Annotated in this window: 12 protein-coding genes and 1 pseudogene; 3 read left to right on the top strand and 10 right to left on the bottom strand. The window is 63.9% G+C overall.

The features are described 5' to 3' along the window. From glcE to GNZ12_RS32750, 3 genes are all read right to left on the bottom strand, one after another. Positions 1-860 (bottom strand): glycolate oxidase subunit GlcE (gene glcE / locus GNZ12_RS32740; RefSeq protein WP_172316180.1); only part of this gene is annotated, 860 nt, incomplete at its 3' end. A gap of 240 nt (positions 861-1,100) precedes the next feature. Beyond that, the gene (locus tag GNZ12_RS32745) at positions 1,101-2,594 is read right to left on the bottom strand and encodes an FAD-linked oxidase C-terminal domain-containing protein (RefSeq protein WP_172316181.1); all 1,494 of its coding nucleotides are present in this window, start codon (positions 2,592-2,594) and stop codon (positions 1,101-1,103) included. A 128-nt stretch (positions 2,595-2,722) separates the two neighbouring features. Then, positions 2,723-4,138: an FAD-linked oxidase C-terminal domain-containing protein gene (locus GNZ12_RS32750; protein ID WP_172316182.1), complete on the bottom strand. Its 1,416-nt coding sequence runs from the start codon at positions 4,136-4,138 to the stop codon at positions 2,723-2,725. A 236-nt stretch (positions 4,139-4,374) separates the two neighbouring features. Between GNZ12_RS32750 and GNZ12_RS32755 the strand changes: the two genes are divergently transcribed. Continuing rightward, positions 4,375-4,929: a cob(I)yrinic acid a,c-diamide adenosyltransferase gene (locus GNZ12_RS32755; RefSeq protein WP_172316183.1), complete on the top strand. Its 555-nt coding sequence runs from the start codon at positions 4,375-4,377 to the stop codon at positions 4,927-4,929. Between the two features lie 110 nt (positions 4,930-5,039). After that, positions 5,040-6,245, top strand: a complete 1,206-nt coding sequence (gene hmpA, locus GNZ12_RS32760; protein ID WP_172316184.1) for an NO-inducible flavohemoprotein — start codon at positions 5,040-5,042, stop codon at positions 6,243-6,245. Positions 6,246-6,295: 50 nt separating this feature from the next. Here hmpA and GNZ12_RS32765 read toward each other — a convergent pair whose 3' ends face one another. The 6 genes from GNZ12_RS32765 to GNZ12_RS32790 form a co-directional block, all read right to left on the bottom strand. Further along, positions 6,296-6,628 carry a helix-turn-helix domain-containing protein gene (locus GNZ12_RS32765; protein ID WP_063494819.1) on the bottom strand — a complete coding sequence of 111 codons (333 nt, stop codon included), beginning with the start codon at positions 6,626-6,628 and terminating at the stop codon, positions 6,296-6,298. A gap of 3 nt (positions 6,629-6,631) precedes the next feature. Further along, on the bottom strand, positions 6,632-6,970 hold the full coding sequence (locus GNZ12_RS32770) for a type II toxin-antitoxin system RelE/ParE family toxin (RefSeq protein ID WP_172316185.1): 339 nt from the start codon (positions 6,968-6,970) through the stop codon (positions 6,632-6,634). Between the two features lie 196 nt (positions 6,971-7,166). Continuing rightward, positions 7,167-8,240, bottom strand: coding sequence for a 3-deoxy-7-phosphoheptulonate synthase AroG (gene aroG, locus GNZ12_RS32775; RefSeq protein ID WP_172316186.1), 1,074 nt, complete (start codon positions 8,238-8,240; stop codon positions 7,167-7,169). 403 nt (positions 8,241-8,643) lie between these two features. After that, positions 8,644-10,110 (bottom strand): metalloprotease TldD, encoded by a 1,467-nt coding sequence (gene tldD / locus GNZ12_RS32780; protein WP_172316187.1) that lies wholly within the window; start codon positions 10,108-10,110, stop codon positions 8,644-8,646. A 97-nt stretch (positions 10,111-10,207) separates the two neighbouring features. Next, positions 10,208-11,098, bottom strand: a complete 891-nt coding sequence (locus tag GNZ12_RS32785) for a carbon-nitrogen hydrolase family protein (protein WP_172316188.1) — start codon at positions 11,096-11,098, stop codon at positions 10,208-10,210. Between the two features lie 128 nt (positions 11,099-11,226). After that, positions 11,227-15,417 (bottom strand): YhdP family protein, encoded by a 4,191-nt coding sequence (locus GNZ12_RS32790; RefSeq protein WP_235993951.1) that lies wholly within the window; start codon positions 15,415-15,417, stop codon positions 11,227-11,229. A gap of 197 nt (positions 15,418-15,614) precedes the next feature. Between GNZ12_RS32790 and glnE the strand changes: the two genes are divergently transcribed. Further along, positions 15,615-18,413, top strand: coding sequence for a bifunctional [glutamate--ammonia ligase]-adenylyl-L-tyrosine phosphorylase/[glutamate--ammonia-ligase] adenylyltransferase (gene glnE, locus GNZ12_RS32795; protein WP_172316190.1), 2,799 nt, complete (start codon positions 15,615-15,617; stop codon positions 18,411-18,413). A gap of 247 nt (positions 18,414-18,660) precedes the next feature. Here glnE and GNZ12_RS32800 read toward each other — a convergent pair. After that, a pseudogene (locus GNZ12_RS32800) lies at positions 18,661-19,007 on the bottom strand (DNA repair protein RecN); the annotation flags it as partial.

The following is a 19,007-nucleotide window of genomic DNA, read 5'->3' on the forward strand; positions in this document are numbered from 1 at the left end:
CCCCATTCCATCAGTTGCGCGCCGGGCAATTGCAGCGGCTCGGTAATCGACGGCAGCGCGAGGCGCCACAGTGCGGCCTTCGGCGGGATGGCCGCAAAGAACGAGTCGGTCTGTTCGCGCAGGCCGGCCCAGAAGCGCTCCGCCTCGACCGCATCGACGACTTCGCCGCCGAGCGCCGTACGCGACGCTTTGACCGCGGCTTCCGCGCCGGCCATCCGCACGGCCAGCGTGCCGTGACGCCATGCGCTCGCCGTGATCGGCAGCGGCCGACCGCCCCATTCGTTGAGCTTGCGGACCGCGTCTGTGCCGTTCATTTCGAATTTGAGCGTGGTTTCGGCCTGCGGCAGCGGCAGCACTTTGATCGACAGTTCGAGGATCAGCCCGAGGGTGCCCAGCGAGCCCGCCATCAAACGCGAGACGTCGTAACCGGCGACGTTCTTCACCACCTGGCCGCCGAAATGCAGCGTCTGGCCCTGGCCGTTCATGATCACCGTACCGAGCACGAAGTCGCGTGCCGCACCGGCGGACGGGCGGCGCGGACCGGCGATGCCCGCCGCGACACAGCCGCCGAAGGTGGCCTGGGGCCCGAAGTGGGGCGGTTCGAAGGCGAGCATCTGATCGTGTTCGGCGAGCGCGGCCTCGATCTCCAGCAGAGGTGTGCCCGCGCGCGCGGTTATGACCAGTTCGGCCGGATCGTAGGCGATGATGCCGCGATAAGCGCGCGTGTCGAGGATGTCACCTTCCAGCGTCTGACCGTACCAGTCTTTGGTGCCGCCGCCACGGATGCGCAATGTGCGCCCTTCGGCGCTGGCCGAACGCACGCGTTCAGACCAAACGGCGACGATGTCGTCCTCTTCCATGGTGTCCTGCGTCGTTGTGTTTCGATTGATTGTACCGGGCGCGGGCCCGCTGGCAACCCGGAGCGGACCCGCATCGGGTAATCAGGGTGGGAACTGGAAAGAAGCACCGGGGCGGGTATGCGCGATGCGTCCGAGGAGGACGGGAAGCGGTGAAGGGGGCGAGGGAGCGGCGAACGAGCGGCGCGGGCCGACATTCGCGTCACCTACCCTACAATCACGAAGGGAAGCCCGCCGCTCGCTTTAAAACCGCGGCAGATCCGGATGGGGCAGCAAGCCGCCACGCACATGCATCTTGCCGTACTCGGCGCAACGCGCGCGGGTGGGAATACCCTTGTCGGGGTTCAGTAAGCCAGGCGGGTCGAAGGCGCGCTTGACCGCGTGAAATGCGTCGCGCTCTTCAGGCGAGAACTGCACGCACATTGAATTGATTTTCTCGATGCCGACGCCATGCTCACCCGTCACCGTGCCACCCAGTTCGACGCACGTTTCGAGAATGTCGCAACCGAACGCTTCAGCCCGATGCCACTCGTCCATATCGTTGCCGTTGAACAGGATCAACGGATGCATGTTGCCATCGCCGGCGTGGAACACATTGATGCAGCGCAGGCCGTATTTCTTCTCCATGACTTCGATGCGCGCCAGCAGCGGTCCGATACTGCGGCGCGGCACGGTGCCGTCCATGCAGTAGTAGTCAGGCGAAATGCGGCCTGCCGCCGGAAACGCGTTCTTGCGCCCGGACCAGAAGCGCAGACGTTCGCTTTCCGAACGTGAAATCTGGATGCGGGTGGCGCCCTGTTCGCGCAGCACCGCGGTCATGCGCACGATTTCGTCGGCGACTTCTTCCGGCGTGCCGTCCGATTCGCACAGCAGGATCGCCGCGGCGTCGAGGTCGTAACCCGCGTTGACAAACTCTTCGACGGCGCGCGTAGCCGGTTTGTCCATCATCTCCAAACCAGCCGGAATGATGCCCGCTGCAATTATGCCGGCGACCGCGTCGCCGCCTTTCACGACGTCGTCGAAACTGGCCATGATGACCTGCGCCGTTTGCGGCTTCGGGATCAGCTTGACGGTGACTTCGGTGACGATAGCGAACATGCCTTCGCTGCCGATCAACACCGCGAGCAGATCGAGGCCTGGCGCGTCCGGTGCGAGTGAACCGAATTCGACGATTTCGCCTTCCATCGTCACGGCGCGCACACGCAGCACGTTGTGCACGGTAAGGCCGTATTTGAGGCAGTGCACGCCGCCCGAGTTCTCGGAGACGTTGCCGCCGATCGTGCAGGCGATCTGCGACGACGGATCGGGCGCGTAGTAAAGGCCATATGGCGCAGCGGCTTCGGAAATCGACAGATTGCGCACCCCCGGCTGGACTGTCGCGGTCCGGGCATACGAGTCCACTTCGACGATCTTCCGGAAGCGCGCCAGCGATACCACCACGCCGTGACGAATCGGCATCGCCCCGCCGGACAAACCGGTGCCCGCGCCGCGTGGCACGATCGGCACGTCAAGCCGGTGACAGATCTGCACGATGCGCTGCACCTGCGATTCCGTCTCGGGCAATGCCACCGCGAGCGGCAGACGCCTGTAGGCGGCGAGGCCGTCGCACTCGTAGGCAACGGTATCTTCTTCGCGATACAGCAGACAGTGGGTTGGCAGTACGGCCATCAGCGCTTGCACGACTTCGCGCTGGCGCTGGGCGAGAACTTCGGCCGTCAGTTCGACGGGTGCGTTCATATGACTTGTCTCCTCGTGTCTTTCACCGTGCGTGCCGGGTCAAGTCTGGTTGTGCGGCAGCAGGCGTTGCCGCTGCCGCTGATCTCTGCCGCTGCCGCAACTGAGTTGAGCTGAGCGCCGATGACGCCTCAAGCCGCCCAGGAAAAGATCTTGCCCGGGTTCATCAGATTGCGCGGATCAAGCGCGTGCTTGATGGAGCGCATCGTGTCGACGGCGACTTCACCGTGTTCTTCGAGCAGGAAGTTCATCTTGTGCAGCCCGACACCGTGCTCGCCCGTGCAGGTGCCGTCCATGCGCAGCGCGCGCTGCACGATGCGATGGTTCAGGCGCTCGGCTTCCGCGAGCTCTTCCGGTTTGTCTGGATCGATCAGGATCGCGACGTGGAAGTTGCCGTCGCCGACATGGCCGACGATCGGGCAGGGCAGCGGCGACGCGTTCAGATCCTGCTCCGTTTCCACCACACATTCCGCGAGGCGCGAGATCGGCACGCAGACATCGGTCGTGACGGCGCGGCAGCCGGGCTTCAGTTGCAGCATCGCGAAATAGGCGTTGTGGCGCGCATTCCACAGGCGGCTGCGGTCTTCCGGGCGGGTCGCCCATTCGAAGCCCTCGCCGGCATTCTGCGCGGCGATCTCCTGCACCAGCTCGGCTTGCTCTTTCACACCGGCTTCGGTGCCGTGGAATTCGAAGAAGAGCGTGGGTGCTTCACGCAACGTCAGATTCGAATGGCGATTGATCGAGCGGATCGCGAGCGAGTCGACGAACTCGACGCGCGCAATCGGCACGCCCATCTGAATCGTTTCGATGACCGCGCGCACCGCATCGCCCATCGACGGGAACGTGCAGACCGCAGCCGAAACCGCCTCGGGCTGCGGATAGAGCCGAACGGTGATTTCGGTAATGACGCCGAGCGTGCCTTCAGAGCCGACGAACAGACGCGTGAGGTCGTAACCCGCCGCCGACTTGCGCGCGCGCGTGCCGGTTTTGATCACGCGACCGTCGGCGAGCACCACCGTCAGTCCGAGTACGTTTTCGCGCATCGTGCCGTAGCGCACGGCATTGGTGCCCGAGGCGCGCGTGGCCGACATGCCGCCGATGCTCGCGTCCGCACCCGGGTCGATCGGGAAAAACAGGCCGGTGTCGCGCAGCGCTTCGTTCAACTGCTTGCGCGAGATGCCGGGTTCGACCGTGACGGTCAGATCTTCGGCGTTGATCGACAACACGCGGTTCATTTCCGACAGGTCGATCGACACGCCGCCTTGCACCGCCAGCAGATGTCCTTCGAGCGACGAGCCGTTGCCGTAGGGGATGATCGGTACGTTGTACTGGCCGCACAGCCTGACGATGGTTTGCACGTCTTCCGTATTGCGCGCGAATACGACGGCGTCGGGCAGTTGGGGATCGAACGGCGATTCATCGCGGCCATGGTGCGCGCGGACAGCCTCTGCTGTGGACACGCGTTCGCCGAAAGCGGCTTTGAGTCCGGTCAGCAACTCGGCGGGAAACGGCCGGCGCAGTGGGGCCGGCGGCACGGGATGGTTCACGCATGTCTCCTGATATTGGGACGGAGCTGTTCTACAGCTTGTGCTTCATTTTACGCCGATCACCCGCGGGCCGGCGTCGGGAGCGGCTGCCGCTCCTATAATGGCGGCGACCTCACGATGCGCGCAATATGGATAAACGCGGTGGCTAACCGGGTGGCTTATTTGCCGGATTCACTGAATGGATCCGCCGGCGCTGTGCTGACGCATCGTCACTGAATGAATGCATGGGAGACATCATGGGCAACCGCTTGAGCAAGATCGCCACCCGTACGGGCGATGACGGCACCACAGGTCTCGGCGACGGCCGGCGCGTGCGCAAAGATAGCGCGCGCATTGCTGCAATCGGCGATGTCGATGAACTCAATTCGAATCTCGGCGTGTTGCTGTGTGAGGCGCTGCCCGACAATGTGCGGGCAAGGCTGGTCGCGATTCAGCACGACCTGTTCGATCTTGGCGGTGAGCTCTGCATCCCCGGCCAGACGATGATCACCGATAAGCACCTCAGCCAACTTGACGATTGGCTGGCCGACTACAACGCGACCCTGCCGCCGTTGAAGGAATTCATTCTGCCCGCTGGCTCGCGCGCGGCCGCGCTTGCGCACGTGTGCCGTACGGTGTGCCGGCGCGCGGAGCGGTCGATCGTCGCCCTGGGTGAGGGCAAGGCGGTCAATGAGGCGCCGCGCCAGTATGTGAACCGGCTGTCCGACCTGCTGTTCGTGCTCGCGCGCGTACTTAATCGCGCGGACGGCGGCAGCGACGTGTTATGGCGGCACGATCGTAGCGCCGGCTAACAGCGCGCTTCAATCCCTGCTTCAGTCCCTTTAAGCGCTGTGACAATCTGTCCAGTGCAAAGCTTCTCCTTAAAGATGTATTGTAAATGCATCTTTAAGGAGAAGTCGTTATGCCCGCTCTCACTGCCGACCAGATCGCCCGCGTCAAAGCCACCGTTCCCGTGCTCGCCGTACATGGCACCACCATCACCCGACACTTCTACAAGCGCATGTTCGCGCATCATCCTGAGTTGAAGAATGTGTTCAACCAGACTCACCAGAAGAGCGGCAGTCAGCCGGAAACGTTGGCGAAGGCGGTGTATGCGTATGCCGCCAATATCGACAATCTCGGCGCGCTGGGCCCGACGGTCTCGCGAATCTCGCACAAGCACGCGAGTCTGAATATCCGGCCGGAACATTATCCGATCGTGGGGCGCCATCTGTTGGGCGCAATCGTCGATGTGCTCGGCGACGCTGTCGATCAGGAGACGCTTGGCGCATGGGAAGTCGCGTATGGGCAGCTCGCGGATATTTTCATTGGGGCGGAGGCAAAGCTCTATGACGGCGCGGCGTGGAGTGGCTTTCGGCCGTTCAAGGTTGCGCGCAAGGAAGTGGAGAGCGATGAGATCACGTCGTTCTATCTGACGCCTGCCGACGGCTCGCCCGCCTGTGGCTTCGAACCCGGCCAATATCTGAGCGTGAAGCGATTCGTGGATCAACTCGGCGTCGATCAGCCGCGGCAGTACAGCTTGTCGGATGCGCCGAACGGTAACTGGCTGCGTATTTCGGTGAAGCGCGAGGCCGGCCTGGAGGACACTGCGCCCGGCCTTGTTTCGAACCTCATGCACGACGGTGTGGAAGTGGGCGCGGTGGTCCATGTCAGCGCGCCAATGGGCGATTTCATGCTGGACCGCAAGAAGACGACGCCCGTCGTGCTGATGAGCGGCGGTGTGGGTGTGACCCCGATGACCTCGATGCTGTCCACGTTACTCGCCGACCAGAGTGAGCGCAGCGTGACTTTCGTGCATGCCTGCCGCAATGGCCGCGTGCATGCGTTCCGGCAGTGGCTTAACGATACGGTCGCAGCGTATCCTAACGTTACGCGTGCGGTATTCTACGAAGCCCTTGAAGCGTGCGATCGCGCCGGCATCGACTACGACTTCGAAGGCCGCCTCGACCTCGCGAAAATCGCCGACAAGGTGATCGTTCCCGATGCGGATTACTACATCTGTGGGCCGGTGCCGTTCATGCGCGCGCAATGCGAGGCATTGGCCTCGCTCGGTGTGGATGCGGCGCGGATTCACACCGAAGTGTTCGGTTCAGGCGTAGTGCAGTGAAGCGAGGGCGCATGGTGAGCCGGGTGTGAAAGCACGCGGGGGCATGCGCCTTACCCAACCGCCAGGGTGACCGGCTTGCCGATCCGGCTCATCATTTCGACCAGGGTATCGATGGTGAACTTGGTGGTCTTTTTGTTGACCACATCTGACACGCGCGGCCGGGACACCATCAGAATCTCAGCCGCCTCGGCTTGCTTCAGATGATGCTGTTCGATCCAGCTGGACAGCTCGGTCATCAACTGCTCCTTGAGCAGCCGCGTGTCGTTGATCTGTTTTTGCGACGCGGCGTGCAAGCGCTTCGCCTCTTCGGCGGAGAAGCCGAGTTCGAGGAACAGGTTTGCGCCGGGTTTTGTTACGTGACGGATTTTTGTGTCGATCGTCATTTGTTAAGTTTTCCTATCATTGATGATGGCGCGGTACCGCATCTCGGCAATCTTTCTATCCTGTGGCGCCAGCTTCCGCGTTTTCTTCTGGAAGCAATGCAGAACATACAACGCTTTCACGAACTTGGTGACATACATCACGCGGTAAATACCGTCAGCTTCCCTGATGCGAATCTCGCGCGTTCCGGCGCCGATCGAATCAAACGGCTTCCAGTCGTCACGGTCCAGTCCTGCCTGAATCTTGCCAAGCTGAAATCCGGCCCGGCGACGCGGCTCTTCGGGGAAGGCAAGTAAATCGTGATAGCTGGAGCCCATCCAGCGAATTTCTTTTTCCTGCTCCATAGCCGCCTTTCATGTATAAAATATTATACGCAACACCCAGCCGGGTCAAGTCGTATCCGACCCGGCAAACGAATTGTTACGGTACAGAGGCGGCTCGTGGAGCACCATTCGTCCGTTCGGCTAACAAAAAAACCCGGATTAGCCGGGTTTTCGTTAAGCCAACTACAGCAATCGCGCAGAGGCGCGCAGCGATTGTTTAGTTGCCGCTGCCGCGCGCCACACGCCGTTGCTTGACCGCTTCGGCGAGACCTTCCAGCACACCGACGCTTTCATCCCAGCCGATGCACGCATCGGTGATGCTCTGGCCGTACGTCAGTGTGCAGCCTTCCTGCAGGTCCTGGCGGCCCGCGATCAGATGCGATTCCACCATCACGCCGACAATCCGTTCGTCACCCGAAGCAATCTGGCGGCCGATGTCCGCGCACACCGGAATCTGGTTCTCGTGTTTCTTGGAACTGTTCGCGTGGCTCGCGTCGATCATCAGACGCGCCGCGAGGCCGGCCTTGCCGATGTCGGCGCATGCCGCATTGACACTGTCCGCGTCGTAGTTCGGCGTCTTGCCGCCGCGCAGGATGATGTGGCAGTCCTCATTGCCGGCGGTCGAGACGATCGCCGAGTGGCCGCCCTTCGTGACGGACAGGAAATGGTGCGGCTGCGAGGCGGCCTTGATCGCGTCGACGGCGATTTTGACGTTGCCGTCCGTGCCGTTCTTGAAACCGACCGGGCACGACAGTCCCGAAGCCAGTTCGCGATGCACTTGCGATTCGGTAGTCCGCGCGCCAATCGCACCCCACGAAATCAGATCGGCGATGTACTGCGGGCTGATCATGTCGAGGTATTCGGTGCCGGCCGGCAGGCCGAGTTCGTTGATACGCAGCAGCAGTTCGCGCGCGGTGCGCAGGCCGTCGTTGATCTTGAAGCTGTTGTCCATGTGCGGGTCGTTGATAAGACCCTTCCAGCCTACCGTCGTACGCGGCTTTTCGAAGTACACCCGCATCACGATTTCGAGCTCGCCGGCGAAACGCTTGCGCTGCTCGACCAGACGCCCGGCGTATTCCATCGCCGCCTTCGTATCGTGAATCGAGCACGGTCCGATGATGACGATCAGACGGTCTTCCATGCCGTGCAGGATGCGATGCATTGCATTGCGCGAGTTGTAGATCACGTCGGACACCGTTTCGTCGCAGGCGAATTCGCGGATCAGGTGAGCGGGCGGCGTGAGTTCTTTCAATTCGCGGATGCGGACATCGTCGGTGTTGTGCGGGGGCATGCTTGTTCTCCTGAATCGGGTCGTAGCGTGTTCGCGCGGGCAACGAAGGCTGCGATCAGACAGCAATCAGGCAGCGATGCCAGGGCGGACAACAATCAAAAAGATTTCAACGGCAAAAGTTTCTAAGGCGTGGGGCGAAAAAAAACCGCCAGGCTAGCTGGCGGTTTTCGTGAATTCTGAGTGTCTTGCGTGCACTAACACCCCTCTCGATCCGCCAGCGGTCTGAGATGCCAAAAAAAGTAAAAGTAAAACTTGGCGGACATGGCGAAATAGGTCGCTGGTCAAAAAGGGTGAGTGACTTTATAACCCGTGCAAGCTGGGCTGGCAAGCCGCAAGGTGTAAAAATGCGGCAAATCCGCATACTTCGTGAATATCATGCACGAAGTATGCGTCTACATCAAAATCAGGCCGTACCGCCAACCGTCATCTTGTCGATACGCAGCGTCGGCTGGCCGACGCCGACCGGCACGCTCTGGCCTTCCTTGCCGCACACGCCGACGCCCGAATCGAGCTTCATGTCGTTGCCGATCATGCTGACGAATTTGAGCGATTCCGGCCCGCTACCGATCAGCGTCGCGCCCTTGACCGGGTAGGTGACCTTGCCGTTTTCGATCATGTACGCCTCGGAGGCTGAGAACACGAACTTGCCGTTCGTGATGTCGACCTGGCCGCCGCCGAAGTTCACTGCGTACAAACCGTTTTTCACGGACGCGATGATTTCCTGCGGGTCCTTGTCGCCGTTGAGCATGTACGTGTTGGTCATGCGCGGCATTGGCAGCGCGGCGTACGACTCGCGGCGCGCGTTGCCGGTGACCGGCATCTTCATCAGGCGCGCGTTCAGCGTGTCCTGGATGTAGCCCTTCAGGATGCCGTCTTCGATCAGCGTCGTGCACTGGGTCGGATTGCCTTCGTCGTCGATGTTCAGCGAGCCGCGGCGATTCGGCAGCGTGCCGTCGTCGACCACCGTCACGCCCTTCGCCGCAACCCGCTCGCCGATTCGACCCGCGAACGCCGACGATCCCTTGCGGTTGAAGTCGCCTTCAAGGCCGTGGCCGATCGCTTCGTGCAGCAGCACGCCGGGCCAGCCCGGTCCAAGCACGACGGTCATCGCTCCAGCCGGAGCTGGACGGGCGTCGAGGTTCACGAGCGCCGCATGCACGGCGTCGTCGACATAACCCGACAGCACTTCGTCATTGAAATAGCCATAGTCGAAGCGGCCACCGCCGCCGCCGCTGCCGATTTCGCGGCGGCCGTTCTGCTCGGCGATCACCGTGACCGACACACGCACGAGCGGACGGATATCGGCCGCAAAGCCGCCGTCGCTGCGTGCGACCAGCACCACGTCGTATTCACCGGCGAGGCCCGCCATCACTTGCTGAATGCGCGGATCGCGGCCGCGCGCCATCTGTTCGATGCGCTCGAGCAGCTTGACCTTGGCGGTTGCGTCGAGGGAGTGCAGCGGATCAGACGGCAGGTACAGATCGCGCCCGGCAATGCCGGTCAGCGATGTGGCCACCTTGATTTTCTGCTTGCCGCCGCCGGCCTTGGCGATCGAACGGGTGGCGAGCGCCGCCTGACGGATCGCTTCGGGCGACAGATCGTCCGAATACGCGAAGGCAGTGCGATCGCCCGACACGGCGCGCACGCCGACACCCTGGTCGATGCTGAAGCTGCCCGACTTCACGATGCCTTCTTCGAGACTCCACGCTTCGCTGCGCGTGTACTGGAAGTACAGGTCAGCGTAATCGATCTTGTGCGTGAAGATTTCGGCAAGCGTGCGAGTGAGCAGGGATTCGTCGAGACCGTAGGGCGTCAGGAGGATGTCCTTGGCGGTGGCGAGATTACGGATACCGGGTTCGATGATGTTCATGCGAAGTATGTTCTGCTCGATACGAAGGATTCGGTTAGCGCTTGCATCACCACTTATATGAGTGACGGGCGCCGCACTTTCAATGTCAGGTAATACATCAGCAACTCAGCACGCGGTGACGCCAGGCGGGCAGGCTTCGCCGCACTTCGTCGATACGCGCACGCTCGAGATTGCCGGCCACCACGCCGGCGCCTTCGTCGCGCGCCGCGACGATTTCGCCCCACGGGTCGATCAGCATGCTGTGGCCCCATGTCCGGCGGCCATTTTCATGTTTGCCGCCTTGCGCGGCAGCCAGCACGTAACACTGGTTTTCGACCGCCCGGGCGCGCAGCAGCATCTCCCAATGCGCGCGGCCGGTGGTGTAAGTGAACGCCGACGGCACCACGATCAGCGCGCAGTCGCCCATGCGCCGGTACAGCTCCGGAAAGCGCAGATCGTAGCAGACCGATAGACCGACCCGGCCGAACGGCGCCTCGAAGGTACGGACTTCGCCGCCGGGGCAGATGGTGCGTGCCTCGTCGAACGATTCCTCGCCCTTTTCGAAGTTGAACAGGTGGATCTTGTCGTAGCGCGCGGCCTCGTTGCCTTGCGGGTCGAACACCAGCGTGGTGTTGAGCACGCGCGACGGTTCCTGCGACATCAACGGCAAGGTGCCGCCGATCACCCAGACCTTGTGGCGGCGCGCGGCGTCGGCGAGAAAGCGCTGGATCGGGCCGTCCTGGTAGGGCTCGCGCACGGCGAGCTTGTCCGTGTCCTTGAAGCCCATGAAGCAGAAGTACTCGGGCAGCAGGACGAGTTGCGCGCCGTCGGCGGCGGCTTCGGCGATCAGGCGTTCCGCTTCGGCCAGATTGCGCTCGCGATCCGGCGTGCTCACCATTTGCAACGCGGCAACGCGGAAGGCGCTTTCGGAAGGCCCGCTGGACGCCGCGGTGGGCGAGGCAGGGGACAAAGCGGTGGACGATGATGAAGAGACGTGTGTTTCGCTCATGAGCGTTTCGAAAAACTCCCGGCAAGGCGGCGGCGCGAACCGCTGGCACCGCATACGTCGTTCAAGGCTGGCTTGGGCCCGCGGCGCGGCACTGTGCTTTTCCGATCAAACAAAGGGGCGAATCAAGCTCAGTGCGCTTCCACGGTCGAAGCCGGAACGTCCATCTTACCGCGATCGTCCTTCACTCGCTCGATGTGCGGTTTCGACCACGAACCGGTGATCGCGTACTCGCGCTCAAACGCCGTGGAGACCGACTTGCTGAACGCCAGATCGGCTACCAGCGCGCCGAGCCCGAGCAGCGGATTGATTACGGTGGCGGCGATCACGGCGGCGCCGGCGCTCACGGTCGGCACGATCTGCACGTGCAGATCCTGGGTTTCCTGCGCCAGATCCACCGAACCCTTCATCTCAGCGCGGGCCGGCGCCGTCACCATCTCGAAGTTCTCGGTGCGGCCAATGCCATTGTTGATCTGACCCGTGCCGGTGACGTGCTCGAACGGCAGTCCTTCGCCGATTACGTCGCGGAAATTGAGCGTGGCGAAACGCGCGAGGCTTTGCAGGCTGAGCACGCCCAGCAGTTTCGCGACGCCCGGGTCGACCTTGAGAATCTGCCCATGGCGCAGATCGACGGCCAGATTGCCATTGAGCGTCGGGTAGTCGATCGTGGTCGGGCCGCCGCGCCACACCACCTTGCCCGAGAGGGAGCCGCTGCCGGCCTTGAGCGTGCGCGGCTGGCCGAAGCGCTCCAGCAGCGCGCCGGCGTCCTTGATGTCGAGCTTGAAATTGAACACCGTACGGCGCGGCGTCGCCTCGTCGGCGGTGTTGCCGAGACCCGTCGACGTGCGCCAGTTCGCGGTGGCGGTCAGCGTGGCGGCGGAATTGGTGATGTCCAGCTTGTCGAGTTGCCAGACCGGCACACCGTCTTCTTCGAAGTTGTGCGCGTCGACTTCAAGCCGGCCTATGTTGCGATCGCGCACGATCAACTCATTGACCACCAGATCGATCGACGGCATGTTCTGCGCCGGCGCGGAAATGGCCTGGCCGAGCAGGTCCTTGTCGGTGGCCGACGGAATCACCACGCGGGCAAAGCGCGCCTGCAGCGTGCCCGGCGATTCCTTGTTGGCGCCCGGCAACCACGAAACGTGGCCCGACACCTGGTTCGACGCGATGTTGGCCTGCCATTTGCCGTCCGCATGCGATGCGCCGACGATCACGCTGTCCCAGTGCCGCTTGAGCAGCGTCAGCGTACCGATGTGCAGCGCGAAGCGGTTCGGCAGGAATTGCGCGAGGGTCGGATTCGGCGCAGCCGGCGCGGTGGGCGCAGGCGATGGCGCTTCCTTGTTGCGCATCTGCGTGACGAGCGCGCGCCAGGCGTCGGCGTCGAACGCTTCGACGTCGACGGCGGCGATCACGCCATCTGACGGCAAGTCGGCGGGCTTGTTGACGCCGATCGCGCCGCGCATGACCGTCGGGGGCGTTTTCGGCTGGTAGCGCAGCACATAGGTGGCGGCAATCGGGCCGAAGGTGAGGTCGGCGCGTTCCAGACCGGCTTCGCTCGCGTCGCTGGAGGGGCTGACCGCGAAGTGCAGCGGCATCGGCGTGCCGACCGGTTTGTTGAACGGCGCAGGAAAGTCGAGCGCGAGGCCGGTCAGATCGGAGTTCGCCGTGACCTCCGGCAACCGCCCTTTGGCGCCGCGCACGTTGAGCGCGTAAGGCGCGCTGCCGCTCATGCGTGTCAGGACCTGCGCGGCCGGTCCATGCAGATTCAGGCCGCGCGCGGCATCGACAGCGATGTGGCCGCCAAGGTTGAGTGCATACGTGCCGTCCTGCTTCAGGCCACCATTCGCGTGCACATCGCCGCCGAGAAACTGACCCGAGAGCCGGTCGACCTGCGCCGTATGTTCGGTAAAGCGCACCTTGCCGTTCAGTTGCGACAACGGCGGCACGTTATCGACCGTCAAACGATTGTTCTGGAAACCCACCGCGCCTTCCACGGCGATATGCGGCTTCGGCGTGCGCGGCACGGTCAGTTTGAGCGCCAGCGCGGCGGGTCCTTCAGCGCGCACTTTCTCGGTCGCATGTTTGGACATGATGCCAAGCGAGCTCTGGTCGACGTAGTCGAGCATGTCGGCAAGCGGCCCACGGCCGTTGCCCGTGATGATGAGGTCGGACGCCTTGGTGCCGAGGTCGTCGATCTTGCCGTTCACCTTGTTTAAAGCGACCTGCTTGTAATGGGCACGGTCGATATCGAAGCGCAGCACGTTTTCCTTGAGTTCGAACACGCCGTCGATGCCATCCAGCGGCGGCCACACGTTCGGCGTGCCGTTCTTCATCTTGCGCGGTGGGTACGGCGAGGGGTCGAACTTGCCGCCCTTGAACGGCGCGACAATATGGAAGACCCCCGCCTCCGGAGCACGGGAGTAGGGGAATTTGGTCAGATCGCCGTGTATTTCGATCGTCGCGCCGTGCGATACGCCGGCTTGCAGTCCATGGCCCAGGTAGATGCGCAGCTTTTCGCTGATGCTGGTCGGCAGATAGCGGACGATGCGTGTGACCTGCGCGCGCTGGAAGTCGGCTTTGAGGTCGAGCGAGCCGCGCCCATGGCCGGGGTTGCTGTAATCGGCGGTGGCGGTGGCGTCAGCGTCCGCGTTCGAGATGCCGAAGTCGGCCAGTTTAACGGTGAAGGCACGGTGATTTTCGCCCGGCGCTTTCGGCGAGATGGTCCAGTCTGCCCGGCCATGCAGACGGTCGAGTTTCAGGCGGGGGTCGTCGAACACGCCCGGCAGCGTAATGGCAACATTGGACGTGTTGAGCGTGGCGGTGCCATGGTTTTCGTCGGCATCGACACTGCCCCACAGGTTTTCGATACCGGGAATGCCCGCACGCGGGTGATTCAGCGGGGTGAGCCCCGGTGGCGGTTCCTGCGCGGCGAAGCTGATGCCCTGCAGGTCACCCTTGAAACGATAACGCTCGATCGGCTCGGCGCCGCTCGGCCGGTGGTCGCTGCCCGCTTCGCCGGATTCGGGTTTGCCGCGTTCCATTTCGATCACATAGTTCGCTACCATGCCGCGCGGATTGAAGCGCACCAGACTGTTCAGCAAGGGCCGCGGCAACGGCAGCGCGCGGCTGAATTCGGCGAGGATGCCCAGGTCGACACGGTCGCCGCTGACGCTGACGAGTTGTCCATGCTGCAGCGAGGCCGTCCGGAAGCGGCCGTTCAGCGTGGATAGCGCAAGGGTGCGGGTGAGCGGCGTGCCGTCGTCGAGCGGGGGCTGGCCGAGTTCGGCGTGCAAGTCGTTCAGTTGCAGCGTGTAGTTGCCCGGGGCGGCCTCGACGCGCCACGAGAAATTGGCGATCGGTACGACCAGCTTGGGCTGGGTCGGGCGCACCCGCATGGCGACGTCCGTCCCGGCCAGTTGCCCGCTTGCGGACGTCATACGGCCATCGGCGAAGTCGGCCCAGATCGCATTGTCGATGCGGCCGGCGAACATCTCGATCGGGAAATTGATATAGCCCGCGAGGGTCGGCAGATCGACCGGACCGGTCGACATATAGACCTGGCCGGCCCAGTTGACCGGCTTGCCGATCGCGGAGAGGCGGGCGTGTTTGAAATGCGTGCGGAAGTCGATCGGCCCGTGCAGGACATGGCCGTCGGCGGGCGCTTGCAACGCGAGCCGGTGATCGTAGCCGTCGTTGAGAATCGCGATCCGGATGTCGCGCAGGGCAAGCTCCGGCGCGTTATGCTGCGCATCGCGCCAGCGCAACACGCCGCCGCGCACCACGATCGCCTGTTGCCGCAATAGCCATGTGGACAGGGTGTCGTTACCGCTGTGCCGGGTCGGCACCGGCACGCCCGCCACCGAAATGACGCCGTCGCTGCTGCGCGACACCAGCACGTCGGGCTGATCGACGATCAGGCTGGAAAGCGCGGGATGGAACTGCCAGAGCGACTTCCACGAGAGCGCGGCGGTGGCGTGCGGAATGGTCAGCGCCGCTTTGCCCTCATGGTCGCGGATGACGATATCGGTGACGTCGAGGCCCGGCTGAAAGCCGCTCCAGTGCGGCGCCAGCTTGCCGATGGTGAACTGCGTGTGCAGCTTCTCCGAGACCGTGGCTTCGATGCGCGGCCGGAACGAGTCGACGCGCGGCAGCAGCACGTAACGCAAACCGAGAAACAGACCCGCCGCGATGAAGTAGAAGGCGAGTGCAAGCGCCATCACCACGTGGGACGTCCGATGCAGCACCACGTGGGCGCTTCCGCTCGCGGGCCGGACCTGCCTGGTTTCGTGCGGGTCGGCGGATTCGTTTCGCTCGGACATGCTGCGGCGGGTGGGCGTATGGTAGTTTTGCGAATTAACGACGAAATGTAACACACGGGAAAGCGTCGGCGAACTTCCGGCAAACCCTTTCTCCATGCCGTCTCGCGACCTGCGCGAGGCCGCCGGACCTCGACTGGACCCGTGTGCTACAGCGAACTGAACAACGCTGATCAAGCAACGAGCGAGCCAGACCCTTGATGACTGACGCCACACTCCTGAGTTCCAGCTATTCACATTACGCGGCGCGCGCCGCGGCGGCTCGTCCGCAAATTGTGGCGCAGGTGGCGGCGCTCGCGTCCGCACCGCTCACACGCGAACGGATCGACGCGCGCTTTGATGCGCTGTGTGCCGAGGCAGCCGGCGCGGGCGGTGGCCCGTTGAGCGAGGATGCACTCAAACGGGCCCTGCGCCAATTGCGCACCGAGGTATTTTGCGCCGTGATGGAGCGTGACCTGGCGGGCGAGGCGGATATCGCCGAAGTCACCGGCGCGATGACCGATCTCGCGGAGACGACGATCCAGCGTGCGCTCGCGGTCGTGTCCGCCGAGCTCGAAATACTCTACGGCGAACCGCGCGGACCGCAGGGCGAGCGGCTCGCGCTCGGCGTGGTCGGGATGGGCAAGCTGGGTGGCCGAGAGCTGAATGTGTCGTCGGATATCGACCTGATCTTCATCTATGAAGAGGACGGCGAGACCGCGGGCGGTCAGCGTTCGCCGATCGCGACGCAGGACTTTTTTACGCGTCTGGGTAAGCGCCTGATCGGCGCATTGGCCGAGGTGACCGCGGACGGCTACGTGTTCCGGGTCGATATGCGCTTGCGGCCGAACGGCGACTCGGGGCCGCTCGTGTGCAGCCTCGGCATGCTCGAAGAGTATTTCTATGTGCAGGGCCGCGAGTGGGAGCGCTATGCATGGATCAAGGGCCGGCTCGTCTCCGAAGGCATGAGTGAGGCGGCAGAGCGGCTGCAGAAGCAGCTCGACGCGATCGTTACGCCGTTTGTCTATCGGCGTTATCTCGACTTCGGCGTGATTAGCGCGATTCGCGCGCTGCATTTGCAGATTCGCCAGGAAGCGCAGCGGCGCGCCTCGATGCGGCCCGACAAGGCCGACGATATCAAGCTGGGCCGCGGCGGCATCCGCGAAATCGAGTTCAGCGCCCAGGTCTTTCAGCTGATCCGGGGCGGCCAGGATGCCGGCTTCCGGGTGCGGCCGACCCTCGCCGTGTTGCGGCACGCGGCCACACACGGGCTGATCGATACCTCGGTCTGCGTGAAGCTTTCGCAGGCGTACCGCTTCCTGCGCGAACTCGAGCACCGTCTGCAATACCGCAACGACGCGCAAACCCACGCGATGCCGGTCGATCCTGAGGAACGTGCGGCGCTCGCGCGCGCCATGGGGTGCGACGACTATGCCGCGCTGATGTTCAAGCTCGACGTGCACCGTGAGTTTGTCGAGCAGCAGTTTGACCAGATTTTTGCCGACAAGGTGAGCGGCCGCGACGGCTGCGGCGCGCCGGAAGACGGCGCGGCGGCGTGGGTCTGGAGCAGCGCCCTCGCCGACGACAGCGCTGACGACGCGCTTCGCGCGCGCTTGATCGAACTGGGCGTGCCGGAGCCGGACGAACTGCTGGCGCGGTTGCGCGCGGTGTGGCAGTCATCGCGTTACGCGGGGCTCGCCGAGCGTAGCCGCCAGCGCTTCGATATCGTCGCGCAGCGCGCGCTGGAAGCCGCGCGTACCTTGGAGCCGCCCGAACGGCGCGGCGATACGGTGGCGCGTTTCTTCGACCTGCTCGAAGCCGTGAGCCGGCGCGGCGCATACCTTGCGCTGCTGACCGAATATCCGCAAGCGCTGCATCGCGTGCTCTCGGTGCTGGGCGGTTCGCGCTGGGCCGCCGGCTATCTGATTCGCCACCCGCAATTGCTCGACGAACTCCTCGACGACGAGGCGATGGACAGCCCGTTCGACTGGCCTGAATTCAAGCGCACGCTGCGCTTGCGTCTGGCCGCGGCGGATGGCATCGAGCAACAGATGGACCTGTTGCGCCACGCGCACCAGGCCGAGGTGTTCCGCATCCTGCTGATCGATCTGGCCGGCAGGCTGAGTGTCGAGCATGTGAGCGACCGCCTGTCCGAGCTCGCCGACGCCGTGCTCGACGTCACGCTCGAAGCGGTCTGGAAGCAGCTGGCCAAACGCCACCGCGAGGTGCCGAAGTTTGCGGTGATCGCGTACGGCAAGCTGGGCGGCAAGGAGCTCGGTTACGCGTCCGACCTCGACGTGATCTTCCTCTACGATGATCCGGACGATGCCGCCGCCGACGTCTATGCCACCTACACCCGCCGCCTCATCACCTGGCTGACGACGGCGACCGGCGCGGGCACCTTGTTCGATGTCGACTTGCGGCTGCGGCCAAACGGCGAGTCGGGCCTGCTCGTCACCGATCTGGATGCATTCCGCCGTTATCAACTGCGCGAAGGCGACGCCGCGAATACAGCTTGGGTGTGGGAGCATCAGGCATTGAGCCGCGCGCGGTACTGCGCGGGCGACGCCGAAATCGGCGCGAAATTCGAGCAGATCCGGGAACAGGTGCTGACCACGCCGCGCGAAGCCGCGCCGCTCGCGAAGGAAATCGTCGAGATGCGCGAGCGCGTCGAGGCCGGGCATCCGAACCATACGGCGCTGTTCGACCTGAAGCACGATCGCGGCGGCATGGTCGATATCGAATTCACCGTGCAGTACTGGGTGCTGCTGCACGCGGCGAGCGATCCTGAACTGATCCGCAATACCGGCAACATCGCGCTGCTGCGTGAAGTGTCGCGCTTTGGCTTGATGAGCGAGGCGGAAGCGGAGACAGTCGGCGCGGCTTATCGGATCTACCGGAAGTTGCAGCACAAGCTGCGGCTGGACGGGATGGAGAAGGCGCGGGTCGATCCGGCGCTGGTGGTGGCTCAGCGCGAAGCCGTGCTGCGGCTTTGGGAGCGGGTGTTTGGCGAAGGTTGAAAGCGCGAGGCGCGTCGAGCACCTCGTGCAGCCCGGACCCGGTTCGCCGCGGTTGACTGGGTTCGCCCGGCACTGCCCGTAGCGGCGTCGCGCACCACGGAGCAGCGTGCGCTGCCTGGACGGCCGGTGGCGGATTTGCACCTCGTGCCGACGCTCGAGTCACGGGGCCGCCATGCCTCACGCGCTGCTCGCCGCCTTGCTTTGCCTTGCGTTCGCCGATGGCCGCGGTGATTGCCAGCCCGAGTTCCTAGGCCGCCAGCATTTCCTTCGCATGCTTGCGCGTAGTCGCAGTGATCTCCAGTCCGCCGAGCATCCGCGCAACTTCTTCGACGCGGCTCGCGCGGTCCAGCGAGGTCACGCTGCTGACCGTGCCGCCCTTGCCGTTGCCCGCCTTCGCCACCTGGAAATGATGGTCGCCGCGGGCGGCGGCCTGCGGCAAGTGCGTCACGCACAGCACCTGACGCGCCTGTCCCAGTTGATGCAGCAGCCGCCCAACCACTTCAGCGACGCCGCCGCCGATCCCCGTGTCCACTTCGTCGAAGATCAGGGTGGGTATCGGGCTCGCAGCGCTCGCGATGACGGCCAATGCGAGAC

Source organism: Paraburkholderia solitsugae (genome assembly GCF_013177695.1).
GTDB lineage: Bacteria > Pseudomonadota > Gammaproteobacteria > Burkholderiales > Burkholderiaceae > Paraburkholderia > Paraburkholderia solitsugae.

Coding starts and splice junctions, on each gene's coding strand:
- GNZ12_RS32745 (WP_172316181.1), bottom strand. CDS start 2,594: ATGAACGCACCCGTCGAACTGACGGCCGAAGTTCTCGCCCAGCGCCAG.
- GNZ12_RS32755 (WP_172316183.1), top strand. CDS start 4,375: ATGGGCAACCGCTTGAGCAAGATCGCCACCCGTACGGGCGATGACGGC.
- hmpA (WP_172316184.1), top strand. CDS start 5,040: ATGCCCGCTCTCACTGCCGACCAGATCGCCCGCGTCAAAGCCACCGTT.
- GNZ12_RS32765 (WP_063494819.1), bottom strand. CDS start 6,628: ATGACGATCGACACAAAAATCCGTCACGTAACAAAACCCGGCGCAAAC.
- GNZ12_RS32770 (WP_172316185.1), bottom strand. CDS start 6,970: ATGGAGCAGGAAAAAGAAATTCGCTGGATGGGCTCCAGCTATCACGAT.
- aroG (WP_172316186.1), bottom strand. CDS start 8,240: ATGCCCCCGCACAACACCGACGATGTCCGCATCCGCGAATTGAAAGAA.
- tldD (WP_172316187.1), bottom strand. CDS start 10,110: ATGAACATCATCGAACCCGGTATCCGTAATCTCGCCACCGCCAAGGAC.
- GNZ12_RS32785 (WP_172316188.1), bottom strand. CDS start 11,098: ATGAGCGAAACACACGTCTCTTCATCATCGTCCACCGCTTTGTCCCCT.
- GNZ12_RS32790 (WP_235993951.1), bottom strand. CDS start 15,417: ATGTCCGAGCGAAACGAATCCGCCGACCCGCACGAAACCAGGCAGGTC.
- glnE (WP_172316190.1), top strand. CDS start 15,615: ATGACTGACGCCACACTCCTGAGTTCCAGCTATTCACATTACGCGGCG.